This window comes from Pseudolabrys sp. FHR47, from assembly GCF_005153485.1.
Taxonomy (GTDB): Bacteria; Pseudomonadota; Alphaproteobacteria; order Rhizobiales; family Xanthobacteraceae; genus Pseudolabrys.
On record NZ_CP039740.1, the window covers coordinates 2,016,386 to 2,040,781 of the forward strand.

At 63.6% G+C, this 24,396-nt stretch carries 25 protein-coding genes; 15 read left to right on the top strand and 10 right to left on the bottom strand.

Translation table 11 applies throughout. The annotated features are described in order from the left end of the window. Positions 1–135 precede the first annotated feature (135 nt). The 3 genes from E8Q40_RS09905 to E8Q40_RS09915 are packed head-to-tail and all read left to right on the top strand — an operon-like array spanning position 136 to position 3,026. Positions 136–1,050 carry a LysR family transcriptional regulator gene (locus E8Q40_RS09905; RefSeq protein WP_137044230.1) on the top strand — a complete coding sequence of 305 codons (915 nt, stop codon included), beginning with the start codon at positions 136–138 and terminating at the stop codon, positions 1,048–1,050. Between the two features lie 42 nt (positions 1,051–1,092). After that, positions 1,093–2,064 carry a hypothetical protein gene (locus tag E8Q40_RS09910; protein WP_137044232.1) on the top strand — a complete coding sequence of 324 codons (972 nt, stop codon included), beginning with the start codon at positions 1,093–1,095 and terminating at the stop codon, positions 2,062–2,064. A gap of 5 nt (positions 2,065–2,069) precedes the next feature. Then, positions 2,070–3,026, top strand: a complete 957-nt coding sequence (locus E8Q40_RS09915; protein ID WP_137044233.1) for a threonine/serine dehydratase — start codon at positions 2,070–2,072, stop codon at positions 3,024–3,026. A gap of 46 nt (positions 3,027–3,072) precedes the next feature. Here the strand turns inward: E8Q40_RS09915 and E8Q40_RS09920 are convergent, their stop codons facing one another. From E8Q40_RS09920 to E8Q40_RS09930, 3 genes are all read right to left on the bottom strand, one after another. Beyond that, on the bottom strand, positions 3,073–3,459 hold the full coding sequence (locus tag E8Q40_RS09920; RefSeq protein WP_137044235.1) for a DUF4260 domain-containing protein: 387 nt from the start codon (positions 3,457–3,459) through the stop codon (positions 3,073–3,075). A gap of 11 nt (positions 3,460–3,470) precedes the next feature. Continuing rightward, positions 3,471–3,986 carry a Dps family protein gene (locus E8Q40_RS09925; protein WP_137044237.1) on the bottom strand — a complete coding sequence of 172 codons (516 nt, stop codon included), beginning with the start codon at positions 3,984–3,986 and terminating at the stop codon, positions 3,471–3,473. Positions 3,987–4,063: 77 nt separating this feature from the next. Beyond that, a complete protein-coding gene (locus E8Q40_RS09930; RefSeq protein ID WP_137044239.1) occupies positions 4,064–5,710 on the bottom strand; it encodes a tetratricopeptide repeat protein in 1,647 nt (548 codons plus the stop codon). A gap of 120 nt (positions 5,711–5,830) precedes the next feature. On the opposite strand from E8Q40_RS09930, the gene E8Q40_RS09935 reads away from it, so the two are divergent. From E8Q40_RS09935 to E8Q40_RS09955, 5 genes are all read left to right on the top strand, one after another. Further along, positions 5,831–7,357: an acyl-CoA carboxylase subunit beta gene (locus E8Q40_RS09935; RefSeq protein WP_137044241.1), complete on the top strand. Its 1,527-nt coding sequence runs from the start codon at positions 5,831–5,833 to the stop codon at positions 7,355–7,357. 69 nt (positions 7,358–7,426) lie between these two features. Next, complete coding sequence (locus E8Q40_RS09940; protein ID WP_137044243.1) at positions 7,427–8,314, top strand: hypothetical protein; 888 nt, start codon at positions 7,427–7,429, stop codon at positions 8,312–8,314. Then, a complete protein-coding gene (locus tag E8Q40_RS09945; protein WP_137044245.1) occupies positions 8,307–8,891 on the top strand; it encodes a hypothetical protein in 585 nt (194 codons plus the stop codon). Before E8Q40_RS09940 ends, E8Q40_RS09945 begins: the two co-directional genes overlap by 8 nt. Before the next feature lie 59 nt (positions 8,892–8,950). After that, on the top strand, positions 8,951–9,361 hold the full coding sequence (locus E8Q40_RS09950; protein ID WP_137044246.1) for a GFA family protein: 411 nt from the start codon (positions 8,951–8,953) through the stop codon (positions 9,359–9,361). 41 nt (positions 9,362–9,402) lie between these two features. After that, positions 9,403–9,702 carry a hypothetical protein gene (locus tag E8Q40_RS09955; RefSeq protein WP_137044248.1) on the top strand — a complete coding sequence of 100 codons (300 nt, stop codon included), beginning with the start codon at positions 9,403–9,405 and terminating at the stop codon, positions 9,700–9,702. Between the two features lie 592 nt (positions 9,703–10,294). Here E8Q40_RS09955 and E8Q40_RS09960 read toward each other — a convergent pair. After that, positions 10,295–11,446 (bottom strand): DUF4189 domain-containing protein, encoded by a 1,152-nt coding sequence (locus E8Q40_RS09960; protein ID WP_137044250.1) that lies wholly within the window; start codon positions 11,444–11,446, stop codon positions 10,295–10,297. A 197-nt stretch (positions 11,447–11,643) separates the two neighbouring features. On the opposite strand from E8Q40_RS09960, the gene E8Q40_RS09965 reads away from it, so the two are divergent. Then, a complete protein-coding gene (locus E8Q40_RS09965; RefSeq protein WP_137044252.1) occupies positions 11,644–12,225 on the top strand; it encodes a hypothetical protein in 582 nt (193 codons plus the stop codon). Between the two features lie 62 nt (positions 12,226–12,287). Here the strand turns inward: E8Q40_RS09965 and E8Q40_RS09970 are convergent, their stop codons facing one another. Beyond that, positions 12,288–13,163: a hypothetical protein gene (locus E8Q40_RS09970; protein WP_246663060.1), complete on the bottom strand. Its 876-nt coding sequence runs from the start codon at positions 13,161–13,163 to the stop codon at positions 12,288–12,290. Positions 13,164–13,397: 234 nt separating this feature from the next. On the opposite strand from E8Q40_RS09970, the gene E8Q40_RS09975 reads away from it, so the two are divergent. Beyond that, entirely contained in the window at positions 13,398–13,715 is a 318-nt protein-coding gene (locus E8Q40_RS09975; protein ID WP_137044254.1) for a hypothetical protein, read from the top strand. 103 nt (positions 13,716–13,818) lie between these two features. On the opposite strand, the gene E8Q40_RS09980 is transcribed toward E8Q40_RS09975, so the two are convergent. After that, on the bottom strand, positions 13,819–14,907 hold the full coding sequence (locus E8Q40_RS09980; protein WP_168197793.1) for an amidohydrolase family protein: 1,089 nt from the start codon (positions 14,905–14,907) through the stop codon (positions 13,819–13,821). A 246-nt stretch (positions 14,908–15,153) separates the two neighbouring features. Between E8Q40_RS09980 and E8Q40_RS09985 the strand changes: the two genes are divergently transcribed. Beyond that, a complete protein-coding gene (locus tag E8Q40_RS09985; RefSeq protein WP_205995757.1) occupies positions 15,154–16,293 on the top strand; it encodes a calcium:proton antiporter in 1,140 nt (379 codons plus the stop codon). A gap of 72 nt (positions 16,294–16,365) precedes the next feature. On the opposite strand, the gene E8Q40_RS09990 is transcribed toward E8Q40_RS09985, so the two are convergent. After that, positions 16,366–16,698 carry a hypothetical protein gene (locus tag E8Q40_RS09990; RefSeq protein ID WP_137044257.1) on the bottom strand — a complete coding sequence of 111 codons (333 nt, stop codon included), beginning with the start codon at positions 16,696–16,698 and terminating at the stop codon, positions 16,366–16,368. Between the two features lie 195 nt (positions 16,699–16,893). Here E8Q40_RS09990 and E8Q40_RS09995 point away from each other — a divergent pair, with 195 nt between their 5' ends. Next, positions 16,894–17,814: a DMT family transporter gene (locus E8Q40_RS09995; protein ID WP_246663061.1), complete on the top strand. Its 921-nt coding sequence runs from the start codon at positions 16,894–16,896 to the stop codon at positions 17,812–17,814. Positions 17,815–17,817: 3 nt separating this feature from the next. On the opposite strand, the gene E8Q40_RS10000 is transcribed toward E8Q40_RS09995, so the two are convergent. Together E8Q40_RS10000 and E8Q40_RS10005 are read right to left on the bottom strand one after the other, a co-directional pair. Next, entirely contained in the window at positions 17,818–18,219 is a 402-nt protein-coding gene (locus E8Q40_RS10000; protein WP_137044259.1) for a PaaI family thioesterase, read from the bottom strand. A 132-nt stretch (positions 18,220–18,351) separates the two neighbouring features. Continuing rightward, positions 18,352–19,011 (bottom strand): peroxiredoxin, encoded by a 660-nt coding sequence (locus tag E8Q40_RS10005; protein WP_137044261.1) that lies wholly within the window; start codon positions 19,009–19,011, stop codon positions 18,352–18,354. Positions 19,012–19,204: 193 nt separating this feature from the next. Here E8Q40_RS10005 and E8Q40_RS10010 point away from each other — a divergent pair, with 193 nt between their 5' ends. Together E8Q40_RS10010 and E8Q40_RS10015 are read left to right on the top strand one after the other, a co-directional pair. Beyond that, on the top strand, positions 19,205–20,506 hold the full coding sequence (locus E8Q40_RS10010) for a DUF4010 domain-containing protein (RefSeq protein ID WP_168197794.1): 1,302 nt from the start codon (positions 19,205–19,207) through the stop codon (positions 20,504–20,506). Positions 20,507–20,563: 57 nt separating this feature from the next. Next, the gene (locus E8Q40_RS10015; RefSeq protein ID WP_137044265.1) at positions 20,564–22,579 is read left to right on the top strand and encodes an acetyl/propionyl/methylcrotonyl-CoA carboxylase subunit alpha; all 2,016 of its coding nucleotides are present in this window, start codon (positions 20,564–20,566) and stop codon (positions 22,577–22,579) included. A 13-nt stretch (positions 22,580–22,592) separates the two neighbouring features. On the opposite strand, the gene E8Q40_RS10020 is transcribed toward E8Q40_RS10015, so the two are convergent. Continuing rightward, a complete protein-coding gene (locus tag E8Q40_RS10020; RefSeq protein WP_137044267.1) occupies positions 22,593–23,897 on the bottom strand; it encodes a chloride channel protein in 1,305 nt (434 codons plus the stop codon). Positions 23,898–24,066: 169 nt separating this feature from the next. On the opposite strand from E8Q40_RS10020, the gene E8Q40_RS10025 reads away from it, so the two are divergent. Then, positions 24,067–24,387: a hypothetical protein gene (locus E8Q40_RS10025; RefSeq protein WP_137044268.1), complete on the top strand. Its 321-nt coding sequence runs from the start codon at positions 24,067–24,069 to the stop codon at positions 24,385–24,387. Positions 24,388–24,396 lie beyond the last annotated feature (9 nt).

The following is a 24,396-nucleotide window of genomic DNA, read 5'->3' on the forward strand; positions in this document are numbered from 1 at the left end:
TCGCCTCCAGAAGTCGGGTTGAATTCGATCCGCCGGGCTGGATCGCCTCGGCTCTTGGGCGGCTATTTAGGGCGACTTCTGATTTGCAACAATCTGTGTTATAGGAACAAAACTGTTGCATATATCGGAACAATTATGGATCGGCTCACCGCCCTCGAAGCCTTCGCCAAGGTCGCGGAAACACAGTCCTTTTCCGAGGCCGCCCGGCGCCTGCGGTCGTCCAAATCGGCCGTCAGCCGCCATGTCGCGGCGCTGGAGGCCGATCTCGGCGCCCGGCTGTTCCACCGCACCACGCGCTCGCTGACGCTCACCGAAGCCGGCCGCGACTACTTTGCCCGGACGAGCCGCATCCTCGCCGACCTCGACGAGGCCAATGCCTCGGTCACCCAGTTGCAGGCCGCGCCGCGCGGCCGCCTGCGGGTCAATGCGCCGATGAGTTTCGGCTTTTTGCATCTCGCCCCCGCGCTCGGCGATTTCCTCGCGCGCTATCCGGAGATCGAACTCGATGTCACTTTGACCGATCGCTTTGTCGATCTGATCGACGAGGGCGTCGATGTCGCGGTGCGGATCGGCAGCCTGACCGATTCAAGCCTGGTGGCGCGGCGGCTGGCGGGCATTCGCCGCGTGCTGTGCGCCAGCCCGGATTATCTCAAACGCCGCGGCGTGCCGCAGACGCCGGACGATCTCAAAAGCCACGATTGCCTCAGCAACACCAATATCAACATCACGCGCGAGTGGCGCTTCATTCATCCGGACGGCAAACCGTGGCCGATTGAAGTGAAGGGCCGCATGAGCGCCAACAGCGGCGATATGCTGCGCGTCGCGGCGCTGCATGGCCATGGCTTCGTGCATCTGCCGACCTTCATCGTCGGCGACGACTTGCGCGCCGGCACTTTGGTCAGTGTGCTCGATCCTTACATTGCGCAGGACCTGACCTTGAACGCCGTCTATCCGACGGCGCGGCATCTGTCGCCCAAGGTGCGCGCCTTCGTCGATTTTCTCGCCGAACGTTTTGGCGGTGAGAAGCCGTATTGGGATGCGGCGGCGTAGTCGCTGCTCGTGATATGCTCGCGACTCTCTCGGGGGCACGCCATGAAAATAACGCTCGATCTGTCAAAGCTCGTCGAGGACGGCAAGCTGACGGCCGAGGAGGCCGAACGCCTCAAGTCGCTGGCCTCGCACGACACCGGCTCGCTCGCCGTCAACATTCTCATCGCCTTCGGCGTCATTTCCATCGCCGCCAGCGTTGGCGCGCTGTTGCCGAGCGCGGAGACGGTGATCGTGATGGGCCTCATCATGTTCGCCGCCGGCTGCGCCGTCGTGCTCAACAATGTCGTGCAGTGGACGGTATTCGGCCAAATCCTGCTGGTGACCGGCGCGCTGATGTTCTCAGGCGGCGTTATCGGGCTCGGCGAGGGCTCGGTCGCATCGATGCTGATCGTTACGGCTTCGCTCGCGGCGGCGTCGATCGTCGCACGATCGAGTCTGCTTGCGTCGCTTGCCGTCATCGCGCTGTCGGCGACACTCGGCGCGCGCACCGGCTACAGCCACGCCACATACTCCCTGGCGATCTTCGAGCCGACGTTGACGGTGGTGCTGTTCTCGGTGCTGGCGCTCGTGGCCTATCGGGCCTCGCTGCGGCTCAAGGCCGATTACGAGCGGCTCGCCGTCATAGTGGCGCGCACCTCGATCCTGCTCGTCAATTTCGGCTTCTGGGTCGGCTCTTTGTGGGGAGATCCGCTGTTTCTTTTGCGCGGTTTCAAGGATCACAACCCGGCCGAGATGATGCGGAGCATCGTCATCCAGCCTTCGGTATTCAGCATCGTCTGGGCGGCGGCCCTGATCGGCGCCGCGATCTGGGCCGTGACGGTGAACCGCCGCTGGCTGGTCAATATCGCCGCCGCCTTCGGCGCCATCCATTTCTATACGCAATGGTTCGAGCGCCTCGGCGCTACGCCGGTCTCGGTGCTCGGCGGCGGCGTGTTGATGCTGCTCGTCGCCTACGGGCTGTGGATGTTCAACAAACGAATGACGGCGTCGCCTCCGGCAGCCGAAGCCGCATAGTCCTCATGACAAGACTCAGCGTCGACCGCATCAAGACGGCCGTTCACAAGATCGACGGCGTTTTCCAGAACACGCCGCAGTATTGCTGCCCGCATCTCAGCCGGGTTTTGGGATGCCGCATCGTGCTCAAGGTTGAGACGTTGAACCCGGTGCGCTGTTTCAAGGGGCGCGGGACCGAACTGGTGCTGGCCAATCGGCAAGAAGCCGGCGGCGAGAGAGCCGTGGTTTGCGCCAGCGCCGGCAATCTTGGACAGGCGCTCGCCTATTGCGGCAACAACCGGGGATTCGGCGTCACCGTCACTGCGTCATCCGCCGCCAACCCGTTGAAGATCGAACGCATGAAGGCGCTCGGTGCAACCGTTATGCTGGTGGAGGGTCAGATCGAGGAAGCGCTCGATGCCGCGATCGATCATTCGCGGCGGACCGGCGCCTTCCTGGTTGAGGACAGCAAGAACATCGACACCTGCGAAGGGGCGGGCACCATCGGTTTGGAGCTTGCCAGTCTGCCGTCTCTGGATTGCGTTCTGGTTTCGCTCGGCGCCGGCGCGATGGCGACGGGTATTGCCCTAGCGGTGAAATCCAGCCGCCCGGACACCCGCGTCTGGACGGTTCAGCCGCAAAATGCGCCGGCGCTGACGCGGTCTTATCTCGCCGGCGCCGTGGTCGAATCCGGATCGCCGAATACGATCGCCGATGGTGTCGCTGGCCGCTACACCATCCCGGAAGTTCTCGCCGACATGCTGGAAATCATCGACGACGCGCTGCTGGTCGAGGAAGCCAGCATCGTTGAGGCGATGAAGCTCTTGTACAGGCACTCAGGTCTGATCGTCGAGCCGGCGGGCGCTCTGGGCGTTGCCAGCATTCTCGAAAACCCCGAGCGCTTTCGCGGGAAGACTGTCGCAACGGTTCTGTGCGGCAGCAATGTCGCGCCGATGGATTTCGAGAACTGGGTTGGACACTGACGCTGTGAAGGCGGCGCAGTTTGTGATTGGCAGCGTTGCGCGGCGGCTAGGCGTTGCGTCCGATGCGGCCGAGATGGGTGAAGGCAAAGCCCGCGGCATATTTCAGGCCGTAGCCGAGCATGCGGTCGAAGCCGATATGCGCGGCCCAGATCAGCGCCAGCGCGATGACCAGCGTATTGGCGAGCAGTAGGCCGGCCATACCGAGCGCCGCCGGTACGATCAGAGTATGCGCGCCATTATAGACAATGGCGCCGAGGCGCGGGCCGCCGAGATAGCCGGCGAAGCTGAGGTCCGGCGCGAGAAACAGCACGGCGAACAGCCACCAGGATTCGCCGGCTTTCGCATAGAGCAGGGCGGCGATAGCAAGCAACGCGGCGCCCTCGGCGCGCACCAGGAGCCGAGGGACGCCGTTGACCGATCCGGTGTCGTTCATCTGTTTCGACCTCAATGCCCGTCCGGACTTCCCTTGCGGCCGATCTCGTAGAGGAACCAGACGCGCTTCTCGGCGGCGTCGATGTAGTTCTCGAGCAAGCTCGCGGTGGCGACGTCGTTATGCTCGTCGCACAGATCATGCGTCTCGCGCATCGCGGTGATGACGCGCTGAGTGTCGTCGCGCAATTCGGCGAGCATATCCTCGGGCGAGACATAGGCGGCGTCGTTGTCGGCGATGCGCGTCTTCTTGGCGATGTCGCCGATCGAGCGGATGGTATTGCCGCCGATCTTGCGCACGCGCTCGGCGAGTTCATCGGTGGTGGCGAGGATCTCCGCCGCTTGCTCGTCGAGCAGCAGGTGATAGTCGCGGAAATGCGGGCCGCTGACGTGCCAGTGGAAATTCTTGGTCTTGATGTAGAGCGCGAAGGCGTCGGCGAGCAGGGCGTTGACGGCGCCGGCAATGTCCTTGCGGGCGTTGTCGCCGAGGTCGGTCGGGGTTCTCAAACGGGGAGTGGCGGGAGAAGCCATGACGCACATCCTTTGTTGGCAGGGATGTGTCGATAATAGGCAGGAACCTGCAAAGTTCCATTTCGCTTTTGTGACGGTCAGCTATGTTCGTTCGTCCGGCTGCGCATTTCGGTCACCGCCGCCGCGACCTTCGTCATCAGCGCTGCCCAGTCGCCGTCGGCGCCCTGGCGGAAAATGCGCATGGTCGGATACCACGGCGCGTCGTCGCGCTTGAGCAGCCAGCGCCAGTCGGAGATCGCCGACACCAGGAGGAACACCGGCCGTCCCAGCGCGGCGGCCAGATGCGGCACCGAGGTGTCGCCGGTGACGATGAGGTCGAGATTCTGCATCAGCGCCGCGGTGTCGAGGAAGAGCGGTGCGTTCGGATCGTTGTCGGCGTCGGCCGGCTTGATCAGGTCGCGGAAGGCGACGCCCTTGATCTGCTCGGCCGGCGCGCCTTTCTGAAACGAAATGAGTTCGACATCGGGCAGGTCCGCGATCGCCTTGAAGGCGACGAGCGGAATATCGCGGCGTGAGCGGATGGTGCGGTCGGCATGGCCCGGCGCCCAGTTGATGCCGATGCGCAGCTTTTTCTTCGGTCCGAGCGTCTCGCGCCATTTGGCAACGCGCGCCGCTTCGGCGAACAGATACGGTGTCTCGCCCGGAATGGCGTCGGCCTCGATCTTGAGAATACCCGGTACGCTCATCAGCGGCGCCCAGCGGATCGGCCGCGGATCGGCACGCAGTTCTTCCTCGCTGGTGACGATGGTGACGCCCTTCAAGGTCGACATCAGCGCCTTGAGGCCCGGCCGCACCATGAGCGTCACGTCATGGCCTTGCGAAGCCAGCCACGGCGCCAGCCGCGCGAACTGGATGGCGTCGCCGAGCCCTTGCTCGGCGGTGAGCACGATGCGCTCGCCCTCGCGCTCTTCGCCGTGCCAGCGCGGATCGGGCAGGGCCTTGTAGGTCGGCTCCGGCAACTGGCCGCGATGATCGTAATCGGCAAAGCCCGAAGGCCAGTCCCCGGTGAGCAGCTTGAGCTGGCCGCGCGCGGCGAAGGCTTCGTGCGTGCGCGGCGCGGCCTTGATGGCGCGGTCGTAGGACGAGATCGCTTCGGCAAAATGCGCGCTGCTGTCCGCGCCGCCGGCGAGCTCGATGAGGCCAAGATCTTTCAGCACCGCGCCGCGGTTCATCAGGATACGCGGATCCCCGGGCGCGCCCATCAGCGCCTTGTCGTAATCCTTGAGCGCGTCGGCCGGCCGGCCGATGGTCTCCAGGAGCGCGCCGCGGTTGATCAGGTCCGGCACCGAGGCCGGATCGAGCGCAATCGCCGTGTCGAAGCTTTTCAGAGCCTCGAGCGGCATCCCCGCGTCGACCAGAATATTGGCGCGGTTGCCATGGGCGGCGGCGAGCTTGGGGTCGAGCGCGATGGCCTGGTCGATGGCCTTGATCGCCTCCATCGGCTCGCCGAGCCGGTCCAGCGCCTGGCCGAGCAGGTTGTACATCTTGGCGGTGGCGGGCCCGAACTTGATGGCCCGGCGCACGACCTCGACGCCTTCCTTGAACTGGCCCTCGGCGCAGGCGACCACGGCGCAGCAATACAGCGCCTCGGCATGCTCCGGATTGATCCGCAGCACCTCCATATACCGCTCCATGGCCGCCCGGAGCTGGCCCTGGCGGTGGTGGAAAAGGCCCTGTTGCAGGATCTGGGCGATGGTCTGCGGAGAGGTCGTCGGCTCGGTCATGCGGGGCTTCTAGGGGGGATTGGCGGGGATGTGAAGCCACCCCGACAGCCCTTTTGCAGCGCACCCAAGGCTGTGACATTCTCCGGCCGAGACGAGACAAGGCAGGGGCCGGAAGCGACCATGAAGGACATCCTCGACAGACTGGAAGAGCGGCGCGCGGAAGCCCGCCTGGGCGGCGGCGAAAAGCGCATCGACGCCCAGCACAAGCGCGGCAAGCTGACCGCCCGCGAGCGCATCGAACTCTTGCTCGACAAGGGCTCGTTCGAGGAAATCGACATGTTCGTCGAGCACCGCTCGAACGACTTCGGCATGGAGAAAACCAAAATCCCCGGCGACGGCGTCGTCACCGGCTGGGGCACCATCAACGGCCGCATCGTCTACCTGTTCTCCAAGGACTTCACCGTGTTCGGCGGCTCGCTCAGCGAGACCCACGCGCAGAAGATCATCAAGGTGCAGGACATGGCGATGAAGGCGCGCGCGCCCATCATCGGCCTGTTCGACGCCGGCGGCGCCCGCATCCAGGAAGGCGTCGCCGCGCTCGGTGGCTACGGCGAAGTCTTCCGCCGCAACGTCATGGCCTCCGGCGTCATCCCGCAGATCAGCGTCATCATGGGCCCCTGCGCCGGCGGCGATGTCTATTCGCCGGCCATGACTGATTTTATCTTCATGGTGCGCGACACGTCCTACATGTTCGTCACCGGCCCCGATGTGGTGAAGACCGTGACCAACGAGGTCGTCACCGCCGAAGAACTCGGCGGCGCCAGCGTGCACACCGCCAAGTCCGGCGTCGCCGACGGTTCATTTGAAAATGACGTCGATTGTCTTCTTCAGATGCGCCGGCTGATGGATTTCCTGCCGTCGAATTTCGAGGCCGGGCCGCCGTCCTGGCCGACCTTCGACGACATCGACGCCATCGACGAATCGCTGGACACGCTGATCCCCGACAATCCGAACAAGCCCTATGACATCAAGGAGCTCATCACCAAGGTGGTGGACGAGGGCGACTTCTTCGAATTGTCGGCCGCTTACGCCAAGAACATCGTCATCGGCTTCGGCCGCGTCGCGGGCTCCACGGTCGGCTTCGTCGCCAACCAGCCGATGGTGCTGGCCGGCGTGCTCGACTCGGATGCCTCGCGCAAGGCGGCGCGCTTCGTGCGCTTCTGCGATGCCTTCAACATTCCGATTGTCACCTTCGTCGATGTGCCGGGCTTCCTGCCGGGCACCGACCAGGAATATGGCGGCCTGATCAAGCACGGCGCCAAGCTCTTGTTCGCCTACAGCCAGTGCACCGTGCCGCTCGTCACCGTCATCACGCGCAAGGCCTTCGGCGGGGCCTATGACGTGATGGCGTCGAAACATGTCGGCGGCGATCTCAATTACGCCTGGCCGACGGCGCAGATCGCAGTGATGGGCGCCAAGGGCGCGGTCGAGATCATCTTCCGCGGCGGCACGCCCGAGCAGATCGCGGCGCAGACCAAGCAATACGAAGACCGCTTCCTGTCACCCTTCGTCGCCGCCGAGCGCGGCTATATCGACGACGTCATCATGCCGCACTCCACCCGCCGCCGCATCGCCCGCGCGCTGGCGATGCTGAAGAACAAGACGGCCGAGATGCCGAAGCGCAAGCACGATAATTTGCCGGTGTGAGGTCGGAGGCGCTCAATCTAGTGTTGAATTTATTTTCATGACATACTGCTCTCCGGGGAGGCCGGGGCAATGCAGTACAAGCTATATCGCTACGAACTGAGTACCACTGAAGGAAAAGAGATTAATCCAGATCGTCAGTTTAAAATTTTTGACGAGGCCAAGGGGCCGGATATTGATGGAAGATACGCTGAATATCGCGGAAAGCGAGATTCGGTTCTTATGCATCTTCGAAACTATGGCGTCGATTTTATCGGGCTTGTCGGTAGACACTCCACAAAAAGGGAGGTGACCGCCTACGACAGTCATGACGACATCACGGCTCGTGTAAACGTTGATGACGATGATTATCCACACGCGGCATTTATTTGTTACCCGCGTTTGAGAATGATCATGTGTACCGATACAGGAGGGGTGAGGGCAAATGCAGCGATGCAGCGTTTGCATAGAGTTCTTGCTCATCGGAAAAAGCTGCTTCTAACAGTCGACGAAATCAGCGAGACATTTGACCTGAGAAAGGCTGTCAATAGATTTCGTGTCGTCGAGGTGTTGTACGAAGTCTTTCCGGTGAATCCTCACACCGGTGATCTTGGTAAGCAGTTAGATGAGAGTCGAAAGCTTGACCACATCAAAAAATTAAATGGTTCGATACAAGGAGCAATTTCAGATCCGCTCAAGTTAAATGGCGGGTTTTTGAGCGCAGTGCAGGAGCTTCAAACAAGCGGTCACGCAAAGGTCGGCTTCAGAGCGTTTACTGAGGACAAGGGCGTTGAGATTGCGGTTCCGAAGCCAAGCCAGCGCCGTGAGTTGTCGGAAAGCGCCGATAAAGAAGTTGTCGGCGAAAATATTGGCGTGCGGATACAGATTGAAGGAAAAGAAGAGTATCCATTCTCTCAGAAGTTTGTTCATCGGATGAGGCAGATCGTGGTGAAATTTAAAAATATTGGAAAAGATGAGTAGCCCTCCGGATTTTTGGGAGATATTTGCAGACGCGCTGCGTTCTTCGGCGCGCAATAGGTCTTGGCGAGCGTTTTTTCCGTGGTGTTTGTTGCTCAGCGTGGGAGTTCCGGTCGCCGCCGTTGTTCTTTTGAAGCAAATTTCGTCTTTGACCATCGGGGATGATCAATCGGTCACTATGTTGTCGTCGGTAGCGGTAGTCGCCGGATTTTTAGGTTCCGTATCAGTAGCGACGATGACCCAAGTCCAGCGTATGGTTTCTGAGTATCCCTTTTCTAGTTACCTCAAAGACGAGAATCTTTTCGATCAGTTTCTTTTCTGGCCTCAGGCGACTTTGATATTTCAAATTGGTCTTCTTCTATTCTCGGTTTTGGCGGCGATTCTTGTTCGAATTGTGCCATGCATCAATCTAAATATTTATGTAGTCGCAGTGGATGTCGGCTTGCTGATCTACGTTTGTACCAAGACTTGGAATCTTATCGATCTGGTTCGAAAGCTGACTTGGCACTACGAAGACTACAATCGTTTGTTTAAGGAGTTTGAACGTAGGCAAAAATTGGGTGGGCCTGAAGATGTGTGATGCCCAGCCATGAGTTAGGCTGTGGAGCGCGGCCATGTCCAAATTCTAGGAGTCATTCCATGCCCACGCGCCACGCCTCTTGCAGCTGCGGCCAGCTCCGCCTGACCATCTCCGGCGAACCCGTGCGCGTTTCGATGTGCCATTGCCTGGAGTGCCAGCGCCGCACCGGCGCGGTGATCAGCAATCAGGCGCGCTTCAAACATGAGCAGGTCGCGGTCACCGGCCAGGCGACGCAGTGGCAGCGCACAGCCGAGAGCGGCAGCACGGTCACCTTCAATTTCTGTCCGGTCTGCGGCTCGACGGTCTATTGGACTAGCGAGAGCTTTCCCGATCATGTCGCCGTGGCCATCGGCGCTTTCGCCGATCCTCAATTCCCGGCGCCGCAAATCGCGGTGTGGGAGGAAACGCGCCACGCCTGGGTCGCGCTGCCGCCCGACACGCCGCCGAAGCATTTTGCCAAGCAGGGGTAGGCGCGCACGCGGGCCCGCAAAGTGGTGTAGCCTTCCTGCCCATGTCCCTCCTTCACCGCCTCTGGCACGGCGAGGTGCCGCTCTCGCAAGTGTTCTGGAACTGGGCCGTGTTCGGCGCCATTGCGGTCAATGGCGCAACCACGATCCTGTTCTTCACGCTGCTGCTGCACGGCTACACGCTGGCGGCCTTCGTCGCGGGTTATGCGTTCTCGGTTCCGTACAACGTCTTTGTCGCGGTCGCCGTCTGGCGGTCCGCCGGGCGCTATGAAGGCGATCGCCGCTGGGCGGATCTGGCGCGCATCGTCACGGTGGTCGTCATGACGCTGCTGAGCCTCACCTGAGCGGGTGTCTGTGCCTGGTGCGGCGAGGCAGAAAATAATCCGCCATCCTGTTGACGTCATTCCCAAGGTATGCTGTCCTAGTCTCGTTCCATCCACCGAGGGGCGCTCTCATGAGGCGTCGTGAGGGTGGGGTGGAATGCGGCGCCCGCGGGCGTGGTTCGCAGCCACGCACCCGGGAGGTCGCGGGTAGCCGTCCGGGCCCACTACGGGGCTCTGCCTTCAATGGCTGGACGGGGGTTCGGTGAAGGCGGGCGAAAGCCCGCCGGAGGTCGTTGCCTCTCACAAGGAGGCGCGATCGCTGACCGGCACCCGGAAGCACGGCCCCGCGAACAGAAATCGCCGCGATGGCGCGCCGAGAGGCGCCCGCGCGCTCGCATCCGGTCGATGCGCGCGCGTGGCACGTAAGGACACGGAAGCGCCTCGCGGCGCGCCATTCCCTCATCATGCGATGAGGGCAGGGAAGTCCGGCGCACCCGACGCCGATCAAACAACACGGGCGATGCCGCATGTCCGCCGGCGATACGAGCGGCTTTCACGCGACGTAGGAGGAAGCGATCACATGCCTGTGCAATCGGTTCGACGCGCAGGCGTCTCACGGCGCGTTGGTCAGCACCTGGCTCACGCAGGCGCGCGAGCCGGCGTCGTTGAAACTCCGGCTGGCGCAGCCGCGCACCGCGGTGCGGAAGCCGTCCGGCGCGGTGCAGGTGCCGGTCGCCTTCTGCTTGCAGTTTTCATAGCCGGAGATGGCGCCGAGGATGTAGTCGCGCTTTCGGCCAGTGATCCAGCCGAAGCGGATATCGGCCTTCAGTTTCCAATAGCACTGGTCGCAGGTCTGCGCGCCGAAGGGGAACGGCGACAGCGGCGCGACGCGGCCGGCCTGCGCCGGCGCATCGCCGCATTTGCCGCATGCGGTATTGGCGGCGTAGTTGCGGCCCTTCACGCAGCGCGTCGTGCCGCAATAGAAATGCGTGTTCGGATTGTAGCAGCGGTTCGTAGGTCCGCAGGTCTGGTCGGCGAGACAGATGCGGCCGCCGCATCTGGCGGTCGGCTCGCGCAGCTCGGTGAAGGGCGGCGCGGCGGTGACCGGCGCGGTCGATGTGGCGGGCGGCTCGGGTGGAGGCGAAGAGGGCGAGCCTGTCGCGACCGGTTGGCCATCCGCCGTGCAGCCGACGATCCGGCAGGCCGATCCGCGCGCGTAGCGGTCGCAATAGCCCAGCGCGTTGCGCTCGGCGCCCGCGCGGCTGGAGGCGCTGCCCCAGCCCGATGCGCCGTTGCTGGCGCGGGCGCGGCATTGCCAATTCGCTCCGATAGCGGCTGCTCCGTCGGATGCCGCCGTGTTGCCGACATGGCTGCAGCCGACCACGCGGCAGGCGCGGCCGCCCGAATGCTGGCTGCAATTGTTGACGGCTTCGCTTTCCGCCTGGCTCCGGTCGGCGTAGCGAGCCCAGCCATTGGCGCCGTTGCTGGCGCGCGCCCGGCAATACCAATGCTGCGCCGGCCAGTTGAAGCCGGGCCCTTCGGCCGTGCCGCCGCCGGTCTTCGGCCCCCGCGCGCCCACGCAGGCGGTCGTGCCGGTGTTGTAAACGCCGCCCATGCAGACGCACCAACTGATGTAGCCGCCGGTGTTGACGCGCGGGTCGGGCGGCGAGCCGCATGTGGCGGCCTCGAGCTGCGTCGTTGTGGTGATGGCAATGAGAAATGCGACGATGGCGACCGGCCAAGTCCCGAGGCAATAGTTCGGCATGGCGAACCCCGCGTGGGAAACAGGCTGTCGAAGCTTAGGCCAATTCTTATGCTGAGCAAACGGAATGCGTTCGGCATGTCGGCCGTATCAAATGGTAACGTGATAATGCGGCGGTATCCGCGCGCGGGCCGACGCGATGACTTGATGACAACCGCCGCGGCGTTGAATATGCGCGCAAGCCATCTCGAGTGATTTTCATGAAGCCGTCTTTCGCCGGCATGCCTGCAGTCGCCATGCTCCGCCTGCCTGCCATCGTCCTTCTGCTGGCGCTGTCTGCGCCGGCCTTCGGCTTCGAAGGCGAGAACCTTTTGGTCTCGTTGCCCGATGGCTACAAGATCGATTTCCAGAAGAAGCAGGGCAATGTGCAGATCACCGAGATGGTGCCCAAGGCCGAGAGCGTTCGTGACTGGACCGAGATGGTCACGGTGCAGGTGTTCAACGGCCTCAAAGCCACGCCGGAGCAGTTTCGCGATCGCATCACGGCGTTGTGGAGCAAGTCCTGTCCCGGCGCCGAAAGCGCGCCGATCGCGAGCGCGGTCGAGAACGGTTATCCGATCACGATGTGGCTGTCGTCCTGCCCGCTCAACAAGGACACCGGCAAGCCGGAGTTCACCTTCATGAAGGCCATCGCCGGCAAGGACAGCTTCTACGTCGTGCAGAAGGCGTTCAAGGCGACGCCGTCGAAGGAGCAGACGGCGACCTGGACGTTGTACCTGAAGAAGGTCGGTGTCTGCGACACGCGCGTGGCGGCGCGTGCCTGTCCGGCGGGGATCAAGTAATTGTCCGGTAGGACGAAAGACGGCCGGCACATAATGCGCCGGCCGCCGAAGTCGTCGAGCGATCAGTTCAGCGCTGCCATCTTGCCGGTGGCGACGGCGAGAGCCTTGCCGGTCTCCAGATCGATGCGATAAATCTCGCGCAGCACATTGCCGGCGAAGCCGAGTTCGACGATCGACACCGTCTTGAACGTGACCGGAATGCCGTCGGGCAGGATCTGGTTGAACTGCTTGGCCGTCTGGTTCATGGCCGCCTGAACTTCGGGCGTGAACTTCGCCATGCTGTAGACCAGCGTGTTGTGCGGGTTATACGAGCGCACTTCCTTGCCGTCCTTGACGATATTGACGCCGGAGACGCCCACCGTCTTGACCAGGTCCTTGGCGGCGTCGCCCATCGCGGCATAGACCGGGCCGGTGCAGCGCGGCAGCGGGCCGTCGCGCAGCGGGGTCAGCGCGGCGGTGGCGGCGGTGTTGAAGGCGTGCATGGCCTCGTAGCTCGCGCCTTCCTTGACGATGCCGAGGTCGAGCCACCACGGCCGGCCGGCGCCCTTAGCCGCTTCCGTCGTGTAGAAGTTCTTGAGCGTCACGGTCAGCACCGGCGGCAGCTTCGGCAGCGCCTTGAGCATCTTGTCCGGCGTCGCCGGATCGGCGTTATGCACATGCACGACGGTGACGTGCGGAATGTTGAACATCGCCGCTTCGGTGGCGAGGCCGGCATTGAGTAGCTTTTCCTTGAGCGGGCCGCCGACGGTGGCGGCGAGCGTGGCGTTGACCTCGGCCGGCAGCGTGTAGACGAGGCCGAAGGTGCGGGCATGGGGGCGGAAGTCGGACGAGGTTAGCGCGCTGTTGTCGATGGTCTGCGCGGAGGCGGGCGCGGCCAGCGCGGCGAGCACGAAAGCGGCGGCGGCGCCGGTGCGGAGCATGGTGCGGCGGGTAGTCATGGTGATTGATCCTTTGAACGATGGCAGGTGCAACGTGTCTCGCGCGCCAATGTGACAGGTGCGTAACGCGCGGCGGCCGCCGGCCGGTTTGTTGCGATGCGACGTTTGGCAGCGCCTGGGCGTCACATCATTGTCATCCGACGCCGCGCGACCTCACGCCGCGCACTCGACTCGCATCTTTTGTGCTATAAACAACGTTGCAAAGGGAAAGGAACCAACTCAAAGGAGGGCCCGATGGCCAACATTGAGACTGGAACCAACAAAGTCGTTCTAACGGACGGCACGACGACCCTGACACTCGACAAGGCCGCCGGCAAAGCCGTGCTCCAGCGCAAGAAGCTGATGTTCTGGAACGCGGCGCCGGTCGAGTTCCCGCTCGGCGACATCGACGACATCGCGGTGAAGTCGGAGCAGGACGGTCTGTCCGGCGCCACGATCTATCACAGCGTGCTGCACCGGCGTTCGGGCGAGACCACCGTGCTCACCACGGAGGAGCCGCGCGACGCCGAAGCGACGGTGGAAACGTTACGCCGTTTCGTCGGGCTGCATTAGCGGGCCGGCATCAATGGGAAGCTGTAGCCCGGATGAGCGTAAGCGAATCCGGGTCGGCGCTTGCCGCCCCGGATTGCGCTGAGCCTGTCACCGGGCTACATGCTCACGCCGTCTTCAGCCGCGGCACCAGCTTCAGCGCATTGTCGCGCTTGATCATCGTCACTTCATCAGGCTTGAAGAAGCTTTCGATCGGTTTGATGTATTCGGCGGCACGGCGATAGGGATAATCCGTGCCGAACACGATCTGCGAGGCCGGCACCATCTTGGCAAGCGCCGACAGTGTCACTTCGTTAGGGATGGCCGCGGTGTCGTAATAGAAGCGGCCGATCTGCTTGTCGATCTGCGCGCGGGTCACCTTGCCGGCATAAGGAGGCCGGGCAATCGATTGCACCGTGAAGCGCTCGTAGAACGCGGTGATCGAGCCGCCGCCATGCGACCAGATCCAGTTGATGTCGGGATATTTCTCACCGAAGCCGGAGAAAATGATGGTGAAGATCGAACGCGTCGTGTCGGTGCCGAATTCAATGAGGGCGGGGTCGATATCGCGCACCAGGTTGACGCAGCAATTGGCGGCGGTCGGGTGCGTATAGACGGTGGCCTTGCGGCGGTTCAGCTCAGCCCACACCGGCTCGAATTCGGCATAGCCGAGCCACTTGTTGCCGTAACTGGTCATCACGCCGACACCGTCCACCTTCAGCGTGTCGAAGGCGTATTCGATTTCTTTCAGGCTCTCGTTCACATGCGGCAGCGGCAGCATCGCCCAGGTGCCGAAGCGGTTCGGATGGTTGCTTTCCAGCTTCTTGGCGAATTCGTTGGACTCGCGGGCGATGCGCGCCGCTGTCGGCGCATCGAACGGCGAGGCCTGCGGCGTGGTTGGCGAGGTGATGGCGACGCCGACGCCGCCTTTGTCCATGTCATCGAGGGTCTTCTCGACCGACCAGTTGTTCACCGGCGGCGAATCCATCTTCACGCTTTTCAAACCCGCGACCCAGCTCGGCGGCGAGATGTGGTGATGGACATCGATGATGCTGCCTTTGGCCTGCGCATAGGCCTTGGGCAGGAAACCGGCGAGTGGTGTCGCCGCGCAGGCGAAGGCCGCGGCCCCGCCGGCGAGAAATGCGCGGCGGTTGAACGCGCCGTGAACCTGGCCGCAATTGCAGAGCGACGACAGCCGCGATGACGCAGCGCGCATGGACGACCTCCCTGATCGGCGGACATGGTGCCCGGCCTTTGTTGTTATCGTGGTCAAGACTAGCGCGTGCGGGCGGGGCAAGAAACGAAGTTCGATGCTGCGGCGCGATGGTGGCGCCGCATTGCCCAACGAACCGCCGTAGTATTTGCGCGGGTTCATTCGTGGGACGGCGCCGTGGGCGTGCGGCGGGCATGTTAGGATGTTGATACCGATCCGTCCCGCGCGATTCGCAACTCCTGGAACTTCATGACCGCCGAAGCCGACGCCAAGAAATCCGGAGCCGCGGGGCCTTCTATGGCCGCCGTGCTGCGCGCCGAACTGCCTATGTTGGTCGGTGTTGCAACGACGCTGCTGATTTTCACCATCGGCCACGGCTGGGTCGCGAACTTCGGCAATCTCGCTGTCACCGCCACGCTGTTTGTCTGGATGTTCGCGGTCATGATCTGGTGTGCCTTTGCCGTGGTGCGCCACGCCGAGGCGCTGGCACAGTTCTGCGGCGAGCCCTATGGCACGCTGATCCTCACTTTGTCGGTGGTCACGATCGAAGTGACGATCATGGCCACGGTCATGCTCTCAGGCGACCCCAATCCGACGTTGCCGCGCGACACCGTGTTCGCGGTGCTGATGATCGTGCTGAACGGCATGGTCGGCACGTCGGTCATCATCGGTGCGCTGCGTCACAAGCAGCAGCAATACAGCCTGCAGGGCGCCATCGCTTTCCTCGCCGTCATCACCAGCCTGTCGGTGATCTCTCTGGTGCTCCCGACCTTCACGTATTCGGCGTCGCGCGCGGCGCTGACATGGTGGCAGGCGGTTGTCTTTACCGTGCTGACCGGCTCGCTTTATGCCGGCTTCCTGGCGATCCAGACCATGCGGCATCGCGCCTTCTTCACCGAAGCGGGCGGGGCAACCAACGACGATCACGCCACCGCGCGTTATCCGGTCTGGGCGCACGCAATGCTGCTGGTGCTGTCGCTGCTGCCGGTGGTGCTGCTCGCCGAACCGCTCGCCGGCATCATAGACTTCAGCCTGGAAAAGCTGCACGCGCCGACCGCGCTCGGCGGTATCGTCATCGCCATATTGGTATTGTCGCCGGAAGGGCTGTCATCGTTCCGGGCGGCGGCGCACAATCACCTGCAACGCTCGGTCAATCTGTCGCTCGGCTCCGCGCTCTCGACCATCGGTCTGACCATTCCGGCGATGCTGATCATCAGCCTCGTGACCGGAACGCCGCTCGATCTCGGTCTGCCGCCGGCCCAGGCGATCCTGCTCGGTCTCACCTTGGTGATCTCGCAGATGACGTTCTCCGGCGCACCGACCAACATCCTGCTGGGTGGTGTCCATCTTGTCCTGTTCGCGACCTTTTTGGTGCTCATCTTCAATTGAAGAATAACGAGCACAGAAAAGAAGCCGCGCCCGTGAAGGCGCGGCGTCGTTCAGCGGCGTTGCCGGTCAGCCTTACTGATTGTTCTGCGGCGCCGGCTGGCTCGGAGCAGGCGACGTAGCGCCCGAGCCGGTCGTGCTTGGTGGCGTCACGTTGCGGGCAGGAGGCGAGCCAGCCGGCGCGGTGGCGGCCGGATTGTTCGCGGTCACCGGCGTGCCGGTGTCAGTGCCCGTATGCCAATTGCCCATCACGAGAATCGCAATCAGGATCACGGCGGCGATGCCGCCGACCCAAGCCCAAGTCGAACTTGTAGAACTCGAACCGGCGCGGCGGAATTCCGCATTGCGCAAGGTCGGATCGGTCGGGCGCGTATCGAAACGCGGATCGTTGAGACGTGGGTCGCTCATGGCAGTTCCTCCTGGTTCCACAATTTGCGCAGTGGCTTGAGACAAAGAACGTCCGTATGACGCAAAAGTTGCGTGCGCCGAACCGGTGGAACATCCCGTTTCCGTCGGAACAAATGGTGTGTTGCGCCTCTACGAAATGCTATAGCGCCGTTTCCTGCCCATGCCGGGCTATGGTAGCCGGAACTTTCTCACAACATGTCAGCTATGCCGGATTTGCGGCTATCGAAATTGGCGGTCGCCTCGGCGCCGATCCTTTTCGTCCTCCTGTGGAGTACGGGCTTCATCGGCACGCGCTTCGGCCTGCCTTACATCGAGCCGATGACCTTCCTTGCCGTGCGGTTCTCGGCTGTCGTTGTGTTGATGGCTCTCATCGCGGTGGTCTCTCGCGCGCCACTGCTGACAAGAGCGGACATCGGTCACAGTTTTGTTTCCGGCCTGCTGGTGCACGGCGTTTATCTCGGCGGCGTATTTCTTGCGATCGCCCAGGGCGTGCCCGCCGGCATCTCGGCGCTCATTCCCGGCCTGCAGCCGATCCTCACCTCGACCATCGCCAACCGGTTCATGGGGGAGAAGGTGACGCCGCAGCAGTGGGTTGGCCTCGTGCTCGGCCTCGGCGGCGTCGCGCTGGTGCTGCACGATCGTCAGATGCTGGCCGAAGCGAGCACGCTCGGCTGGATCGCCAGCGTCGTGTCGCTCATCGGGATCACGCTCGGCTCGCTTTACCAGAAGCGGTTCAGTGGCGGCATCGACTGGCGCAGCGGCAACACCATCCAGTATCTCGGCGTTGCCGTCGCGTTCTGGCTCATCGCCTTCGCATTCGAGACCCGCGTCATTCACTGGAGCGTTGAGCTGGTCGCGGCGCTGGCCTGGCTGGCCGTCGTCCTGTCGATCGCGACCATCGGCCTGATGTACTGGCTGATCCGCCGTTCGGCGGCGACGCGCTTTGCCAGCCTGTTCTATCTGGTGCCGGCGACCACGGCGCTGATGGCCTATTTCTTGTTCGGCGAGAAACTCGACGCGCTGTCGATTTTCGGCATGGTGGTGTGTGCCGCCGGTGTGCTCATCGTCAATCGCGCCGGACCGGCAAAGCCGGCCGCGGCGTCACGTGCCAAATAACGGCTACTTCTTCTCCATCACCAACTGCGTCTGCGTGACCAGCGCGCAAAGCCGGCCGTCGTTGCGGGTGATGCGGGTCTGCCAGACCATGGTGGTGCGGCCGCGATGCAGAGGCGTGCACTCGGCGTAAGCCGTGTCGCCAACCGGGATGGCGGCAAAGAAATTAGTCTTGCTCTCGATGGTCGTCGTGGTCTGGCCGGGCTTCAGATTGGCCGAGGTCGCGGTGCCGCCGAGATTATCGGCCAGCGCCATGATGGCACCGCCATGCATGATGTTGAAGCGGTTGTTGAGATCCTCGCGCATCGGCAGTTCGGCGGTGACCTTGTCGGCCGACATGTGGGTGACTTTCAGGCCGAGGTAGTCGGCAAAGGGCGGTTGCTTGAAGGCGACTTCGTTGACAGACATTCGAAAGAGCTCCGGACCGGCCAGGCAAAAAGCAAAAGGGCGCGGGTTGGTGCCCGCGCCCTCGATCTATAGCCAAACCGGGTTCGCGCTGTCGCGGCCTATTTCGCCGCTGACTTCGCCCTCACTCGACCCTCACTTGGGCTGCGGCGCGATGCGGATATAGGGGCGGGGCTGCTTGTAGCCGCCGGGCCAGATCTTCTTGGCTTCCTCGTCGCTCACCGCGCCGGTGATGATGATGTCCTCGCCCTGTTTCCAGTTCGCCGGCGTCGCGACGCGATGCTTGGCATTGAGCTGCAGGGAGTCGATGACGCGCAGGATCTCGTCGAAGTTGCGGCCGGTGGTCATCGGATAGACCAGGATCAGCTTGATCTTCTTGTCCGGGCCGATGACGAAGACGTTGCGGACGGTCTGGTTGTCGGCCGGGGTACGGCCTTCCGAGGTGCCCGAAGTCGACGCCGGCAGCATGCCGTAGAGCTTGGCCACTTTCAGGTCGGTATCGCCGATCATCGGATAGTTCGGCGCGAAGCCGACGATCTCCTTGATGTCGACCGACCACTTGGCGTGGTTGTCGACCGGATCGACCGACAGGCCGATGATCTTGGTGTTGCGCTTGTCGAACTCCGGCTTCAGCCGCGCCATGGTGCCGAGTTCGGTGGTGCAGACCGGCGTGAAGTCCTTGGGGTGCGAGAAAAGCACCGCCCATGAATCGCCGAGCCATTCATGGAAGCGGATTTTGCCTTCGGTGGCGTCCGCTTCGAAATCCGGCGCGATATCGCCGATTGCCAGGGTCATTGCAGTCTCCAAACGCTGATCGGGTTAGAATTCGCTGGCCCTTATATAAGGATAGCCATCGGGGCGAAACAGGCGTGGCGCGAAAAGGGAAATTTCACCCTCGCATCCGATCAGGAGGGGATACCGGTTTTACATGACGCCTCGAGGGCAGCATATTCATCTGCCCTGCGCGAACCATAGGCCGGATTTCGCAATGACAATTGACGACCTTCTGCTGCGTCTGACCATCGCTCTCGGTATCGGCCTGCTGGTCGGCGTCGAGCGCGGCTGGAAGACGCGCACTATGACGCCGGGGTCGCGGGCGGCCGGTATTCGCACCTTTACACTCTGCGGTCTGCTCGGCGGCGTCATCGCCGCGCTGGCCCAATTGGCGGGGCCGGGCTATGGCGCCGGCATCGTCATCGGACTGGGCTTCGCCGTCTATGCGGCCGTCTTCACGGTGCTGCAGCGTGACGCCGACCGTGCTGCCGGAAGCTTTTCCGCGACGACCATCCTGGCCGGTCTCCTGACTTTTGCCCTCGGCGCGCTTGCCGTGGCTGGCGACAGCCGCGTGGCGGCCGCCGCCGCGGTCGCGATGACCGGCGTGCTGGCGATCCGCACCGAAGTCCATGGCTGGATCGAACGCATCACATGGCCGGAGTTGCGTTCTGTCCTGGTGCTGCTGGCCATGAGCTTCATCGTCCTTCCCGTCTTGCCCGATACGGCCATCGGCCCCGATCCGGGCATCAACCCGCGCGAAGTCTGGCTCATCGCCATCGTGCTCGCGGGCGTGTCGTTTCTCGGCTACGCCGCGGTCAAGGTGTTCGGCACCGAGCGCGGTGTGTTGGTCAGTGCGCTGGCCGGCGGGCTGGTGTCGTCGACCGCGGTCACCGTCGCCAATGCCCGTCGCGCCGTTGCGGGCGAGGGGGCTGTGGGGCTGCTGGCTTCGGGCGTGGCGATCGCCACCGCGCTGTCGTTCCTGCGCGTGACCGCCATCGTTGCGGCATTGCAGCCCGGGCTGCTGGCGCTCGTCGGGCCGGCGCTCGGTCCCGCTGCGCTTGTCGCGGCGGGCTATGCCATCGTCACGGTGTATTGGCGCGATGCCGGCCATGGCGGCCGGGTTCGGCCCGACGCGTTCAGCAACCCATTCAGCTTCTGGCCGGTGGTCGGTTTTGCGGTGCTGCTCGGCGTCACGATGGTCGCCGGCCGGCTGATTGCCGAGACCTTCGGCACCGGCGGCACTCTGCTTGGCGCGGTTGCCCTGGGGTTAGCCGATGTCGATGCCGTGACGGCGGCGACCAGCCGGTTGGTGCCGGCCCCGCTGGACTGGATTGCCGCCAGCATGACGATTTTGGTCGCCGTGGTCGCCAACACCGCCAGCAAACTCGTCCTGGCCGCCGTCATGGGGCGAGGGCGCTTCGCGGTCGAGGTGGCGGCGATGACGGTCCTCTGCTGGCTGGCCGGCGCGATAGGCCTCTGGCTGGCGGTCTCGGCCGGGTTTGCCGTCCCGCATTGACATTTTATTGCAGTGCCGCAGAGTGCCTCGGTTTAGCGGCGGGGACCGACCACCTTCATGTTCAAGCGCATTCTGATTGCCAATCGCGGCGAAATCGCCTGCCGTATCATCAAGACCGCCCGCAAGATGGGGATCGAGACGGTCGCCGTTTATTCGGAGGCCGACAAGGACGCGCTGCACGTTGAGATGGCCGATACGGCCGTGCTCATAGGTCCCCCGCCGGCGGCGCAGAGCTATCTGATCATCGAGAAGATCATCGCCGCCTGTAAGGAAACCGGCGCCGAGGCGGTTCACCCCGGCTACGGCTTCCTGTCCGAGCGCGAGGCTTTCCCCAAGGCGCTTGAGGCCGCCGGCATCGTCTTTATCGGCCCCAACCCCAAGGCCATCGCCGCCATGGGCGACAAGATCGAGTCCAAGAAAGCGGCCGCCGCCGCCAAGGTCTCGACCGTGCCCGGCTATCTCGGCGTGATCGCCGACGAGAAGGAGGCGGTGCAGATCGCCAATGAGATCGGCTATCCGGTGATGATCAAGGCCTCGGCCGGCGGTGGCGGCAAGGGCATGCGCATCGCCTGGTCAGAGAAGGAAGTCGCCGAAGGTTTTGCCCGCTCGCGCTCGGAAGCCAAGTCGTCATTCGGCGACGACCGCATGTTCATCGAGAAGTTCATCACCGATCCGCGTCACATCGAAATTCAGCTGCTCGGCGACAAGCACGGCAACGTCATCTATCTCGGCGAGCGCGAATGTTCGATTCAGCGCCGCAACCAGAAGGTCATCGAGGAAGCGCCGTCACCGCTGCTCGATGAGGCGACGCGCAGGAAGATGGGCGAGCAATCGGTCGCTTTGGCCAAGGCCGTCGGATACGATTCCGCCGGCACAGTCGAGTTCGTCGCCGGGCAGGACAAGAGCTTCTTCTTCCTCGAGATGAATACGCGCCTGCAGGTCGAACATCCGGTGACTGAACTGATCACCGGCATCGATCTCGTCGAGCAGATGATCCGCGTCGCCGCCGGCGAGAAGCTGTCGATCAAGCAGGAGGACGTGAAGCTCAAGGGCTGGGCGGTCGAATCCAGAGTCTATGCCGAGGACCCGTACCGCAACTTCCTGCCGTCCACCGGGCGCCTGACGCGCTACCGTCCGCCGGTCGAACAAGTCATCAACGGCATCACCGTGCGCAATGATACCGGCGTCTATGAGGGCGGCGAGATTTCGCTGTTCTACGATCCGATGATCGCCAAGCTCGTCACGCACGCGCCGACGCGCGCCGAAGCGGTCGAGGCGCAGGGCGATGCGCTCGATGCCTTCGTCATCGACGGCATCCGCCACAACATTCCGTTCCTCTCGGCGTTGATGGCGCATCCGCGCTGGAAGTCCGGCAAGCTGTCGACCGGCTTCATCGCCGAGGAATTCCCCGAAGGTTTCCACCCGCAGGCGCCGGACGGCGAGCGCGCCGAAGTCATTGCCGCCGTGGCAGCCGCGATCGATCACGTCCTCGGCGAGCGCAAGCGGCAGATCTCCGGCCAGATGAGCGGACGGGCGGTGACGCGCGACGCCAATCGCGCAGTCTGGCTTGGCGATCAGGAATATCGCCTCGAGGTCAGGCGGGAGAACGGCACCATTGGCGTTCGCTTCGACGGCAAGGACGGCACCAAGAATGCCGTGCGTCATCTGGAGTCGAGCTGGAAGCCGGGCGAGGCACTATGGGCCGGCACCCTGGATTCAAAGCCGGTCGCGGTGCAGGTGCGCACCATCCCGAACGGCTTCGCGTTGTCTTATCGCGGCGTCGAGGCCAAAGCCTATGTCTTCACCGAGCGCGAGGCCGCTTATGCGCGGCTGATGCCGGTGAAGCAGGCGGCCAATACGGCCAAGCTGGTGCTGTGCCCGATGCCGGGTCTCGTCGTCTCCATCGCCGTTGCCGAAGGCCAGGAAGTGAAGGCCGGCGAGACCGTCGCCGTGGTCGAGGCCATGAAGATGGAAAACGTGCTGCGCGCCGAGATCGACGGCACGGTCAAGAAAATCAACGCCAAGCCCGGCGACAGCCTGGCGGTGGACGCGGTGATTTTGGAATTCGCCTGACGCTGTTGCGTCGTTAGGTCCTGGCGGACGTCTCTTCGCGCAGGAAGCCTCGCGCCAGCGCGTGATAAATGCCTTCCGGACAAACCGCGCGCGAGCAGGCATAGGCGATCACCGACGCGGCCATCACCGGCACCACCATGGCGTGGTTGTCGGTCATCTCGGTCACGATAACGAAGGCCGTGATCGGCGCCTGCACGACGCCGGCGAAATAACTCACCATGCCGAGAATGATGATCGGCCCGACAGGCGTGCCGTGGAAAAACTGTGCGATATCGCTGCCGATGCCGGCGCCGACCGCGAGCGATGGCGCGAAGATGCCGCCGGGAATGCCGCTGACCGCGGTCAACGCGGTGGCCAGAAGCTTCAGTAGGCCGAAACTATCCGGCAGCGGCGTGCCGTTCTCAAGCGCGGTCTTCACCTGCTCGTAGCCAGTGCCGTAGACGATATCGCCGGATGCGATACCGCATAGCGCGACGCCTAGTCCGCATAACCCGGCCAGCAGAAGCGGCCGCTTCTTCAGTGCGCCACCGATGACACCGGGAATGCCGCGCGCCATGGCGATGACGAAGCGGCTGAACAGGCCGCCGGCGACGCCGCCAATTACGCCGCAGATCGGCACCGCCAGCCAGTCGATGCCATTCTCGAGCATCATCGGGGTGCGGCCGAAATAGGTGTAGTTGCCGACCAGGGCGAGCGTGGTGAGGCCGGCGGCGATCACCGCCCCGATGATGAGCCGGCTGGACCGGCTCTCGAAGCTGCGGCTCATCTCCTCGATGCCGAACACGATGCCGGCCAGCGGTGTGTTGAAGGCGGCGGCGACACCCGCGGCGGCGCCGGCAAGAACGAGGCCCGACTGGCGGCGCGCCGACAGGCCGCCGGCGGTGAACATGATCGAGGCGCCGACCTGCACGGTCGGGCCCTCGCGCCCGGCGGAGGCACCGCACAACAGGCCGAGCAGCATCAGCAGAATCTTGCCGACCGCGACCCGCATCGACAGCAGCCGTTTGCGTGCCGCATGACCGGTCAGGCGGCGCGCGGCGATCGCCTGCGGAATGCCGCTGCCCTGGGAGTTGGGGAAATAGCGGTTGGTCAGGAACACGGCGAGCACGAAGCCGGCCGGTGTCAATGCGAGCGATGCGTAACGCCATTGGCCGATCAGCAGCGCGAAGATGTGCTGCGCCTTGTCCGCCAGCAGCGCAATCAACACGGCGGCAGCGCCGACGGCGATGCCGCCGATAAGAAACAGTAACCGTCGTTGCCAGCGCCCGGCCTGGACCTTCATGCGGCGGCGGCGACGGGCTGGGGGGATCGGAATCATCGGGCGCGATCTCATCAAGTCGCGGGCGCATGGGCAGCGCACAGCCGTCAAGCTCTAGGTCCGCTGTCCGGATGTGGCAACCGTGAATTTGGACGAAGCCTCGCCCGCAGGAACCGCACTTCGCCGGCGCGCGTTGAGGGCTGGAAGACAGCTCTCAAGGAGATCGCCGATGCCTCCGACCCGCAAGCCGCGCAACACCGATCTCGAAAGCAACACCGCTCCCGACCTTATCGACGAGGATCGCCGCCGCGATCTGCCGGAAACGCGCCCCGAGACGCTCGGCGAGCGCGGCGAGGAGGTGCCGGCGGGCGGCGGCTTCACGCCGACCGATGATGGCGGCAATCCGCAGCATCCCGTCCATGACGAGGATGAGGAGGATCTCGCGCCGGAGGACTACGAGCGCGAAATCGACAGCATCGACAGCATCGACAGCATCGACGGCGTCGAGCTCGATGAGGACGAGGAATCCGACGACGAGACCGTCCACTGACAGGCCGTC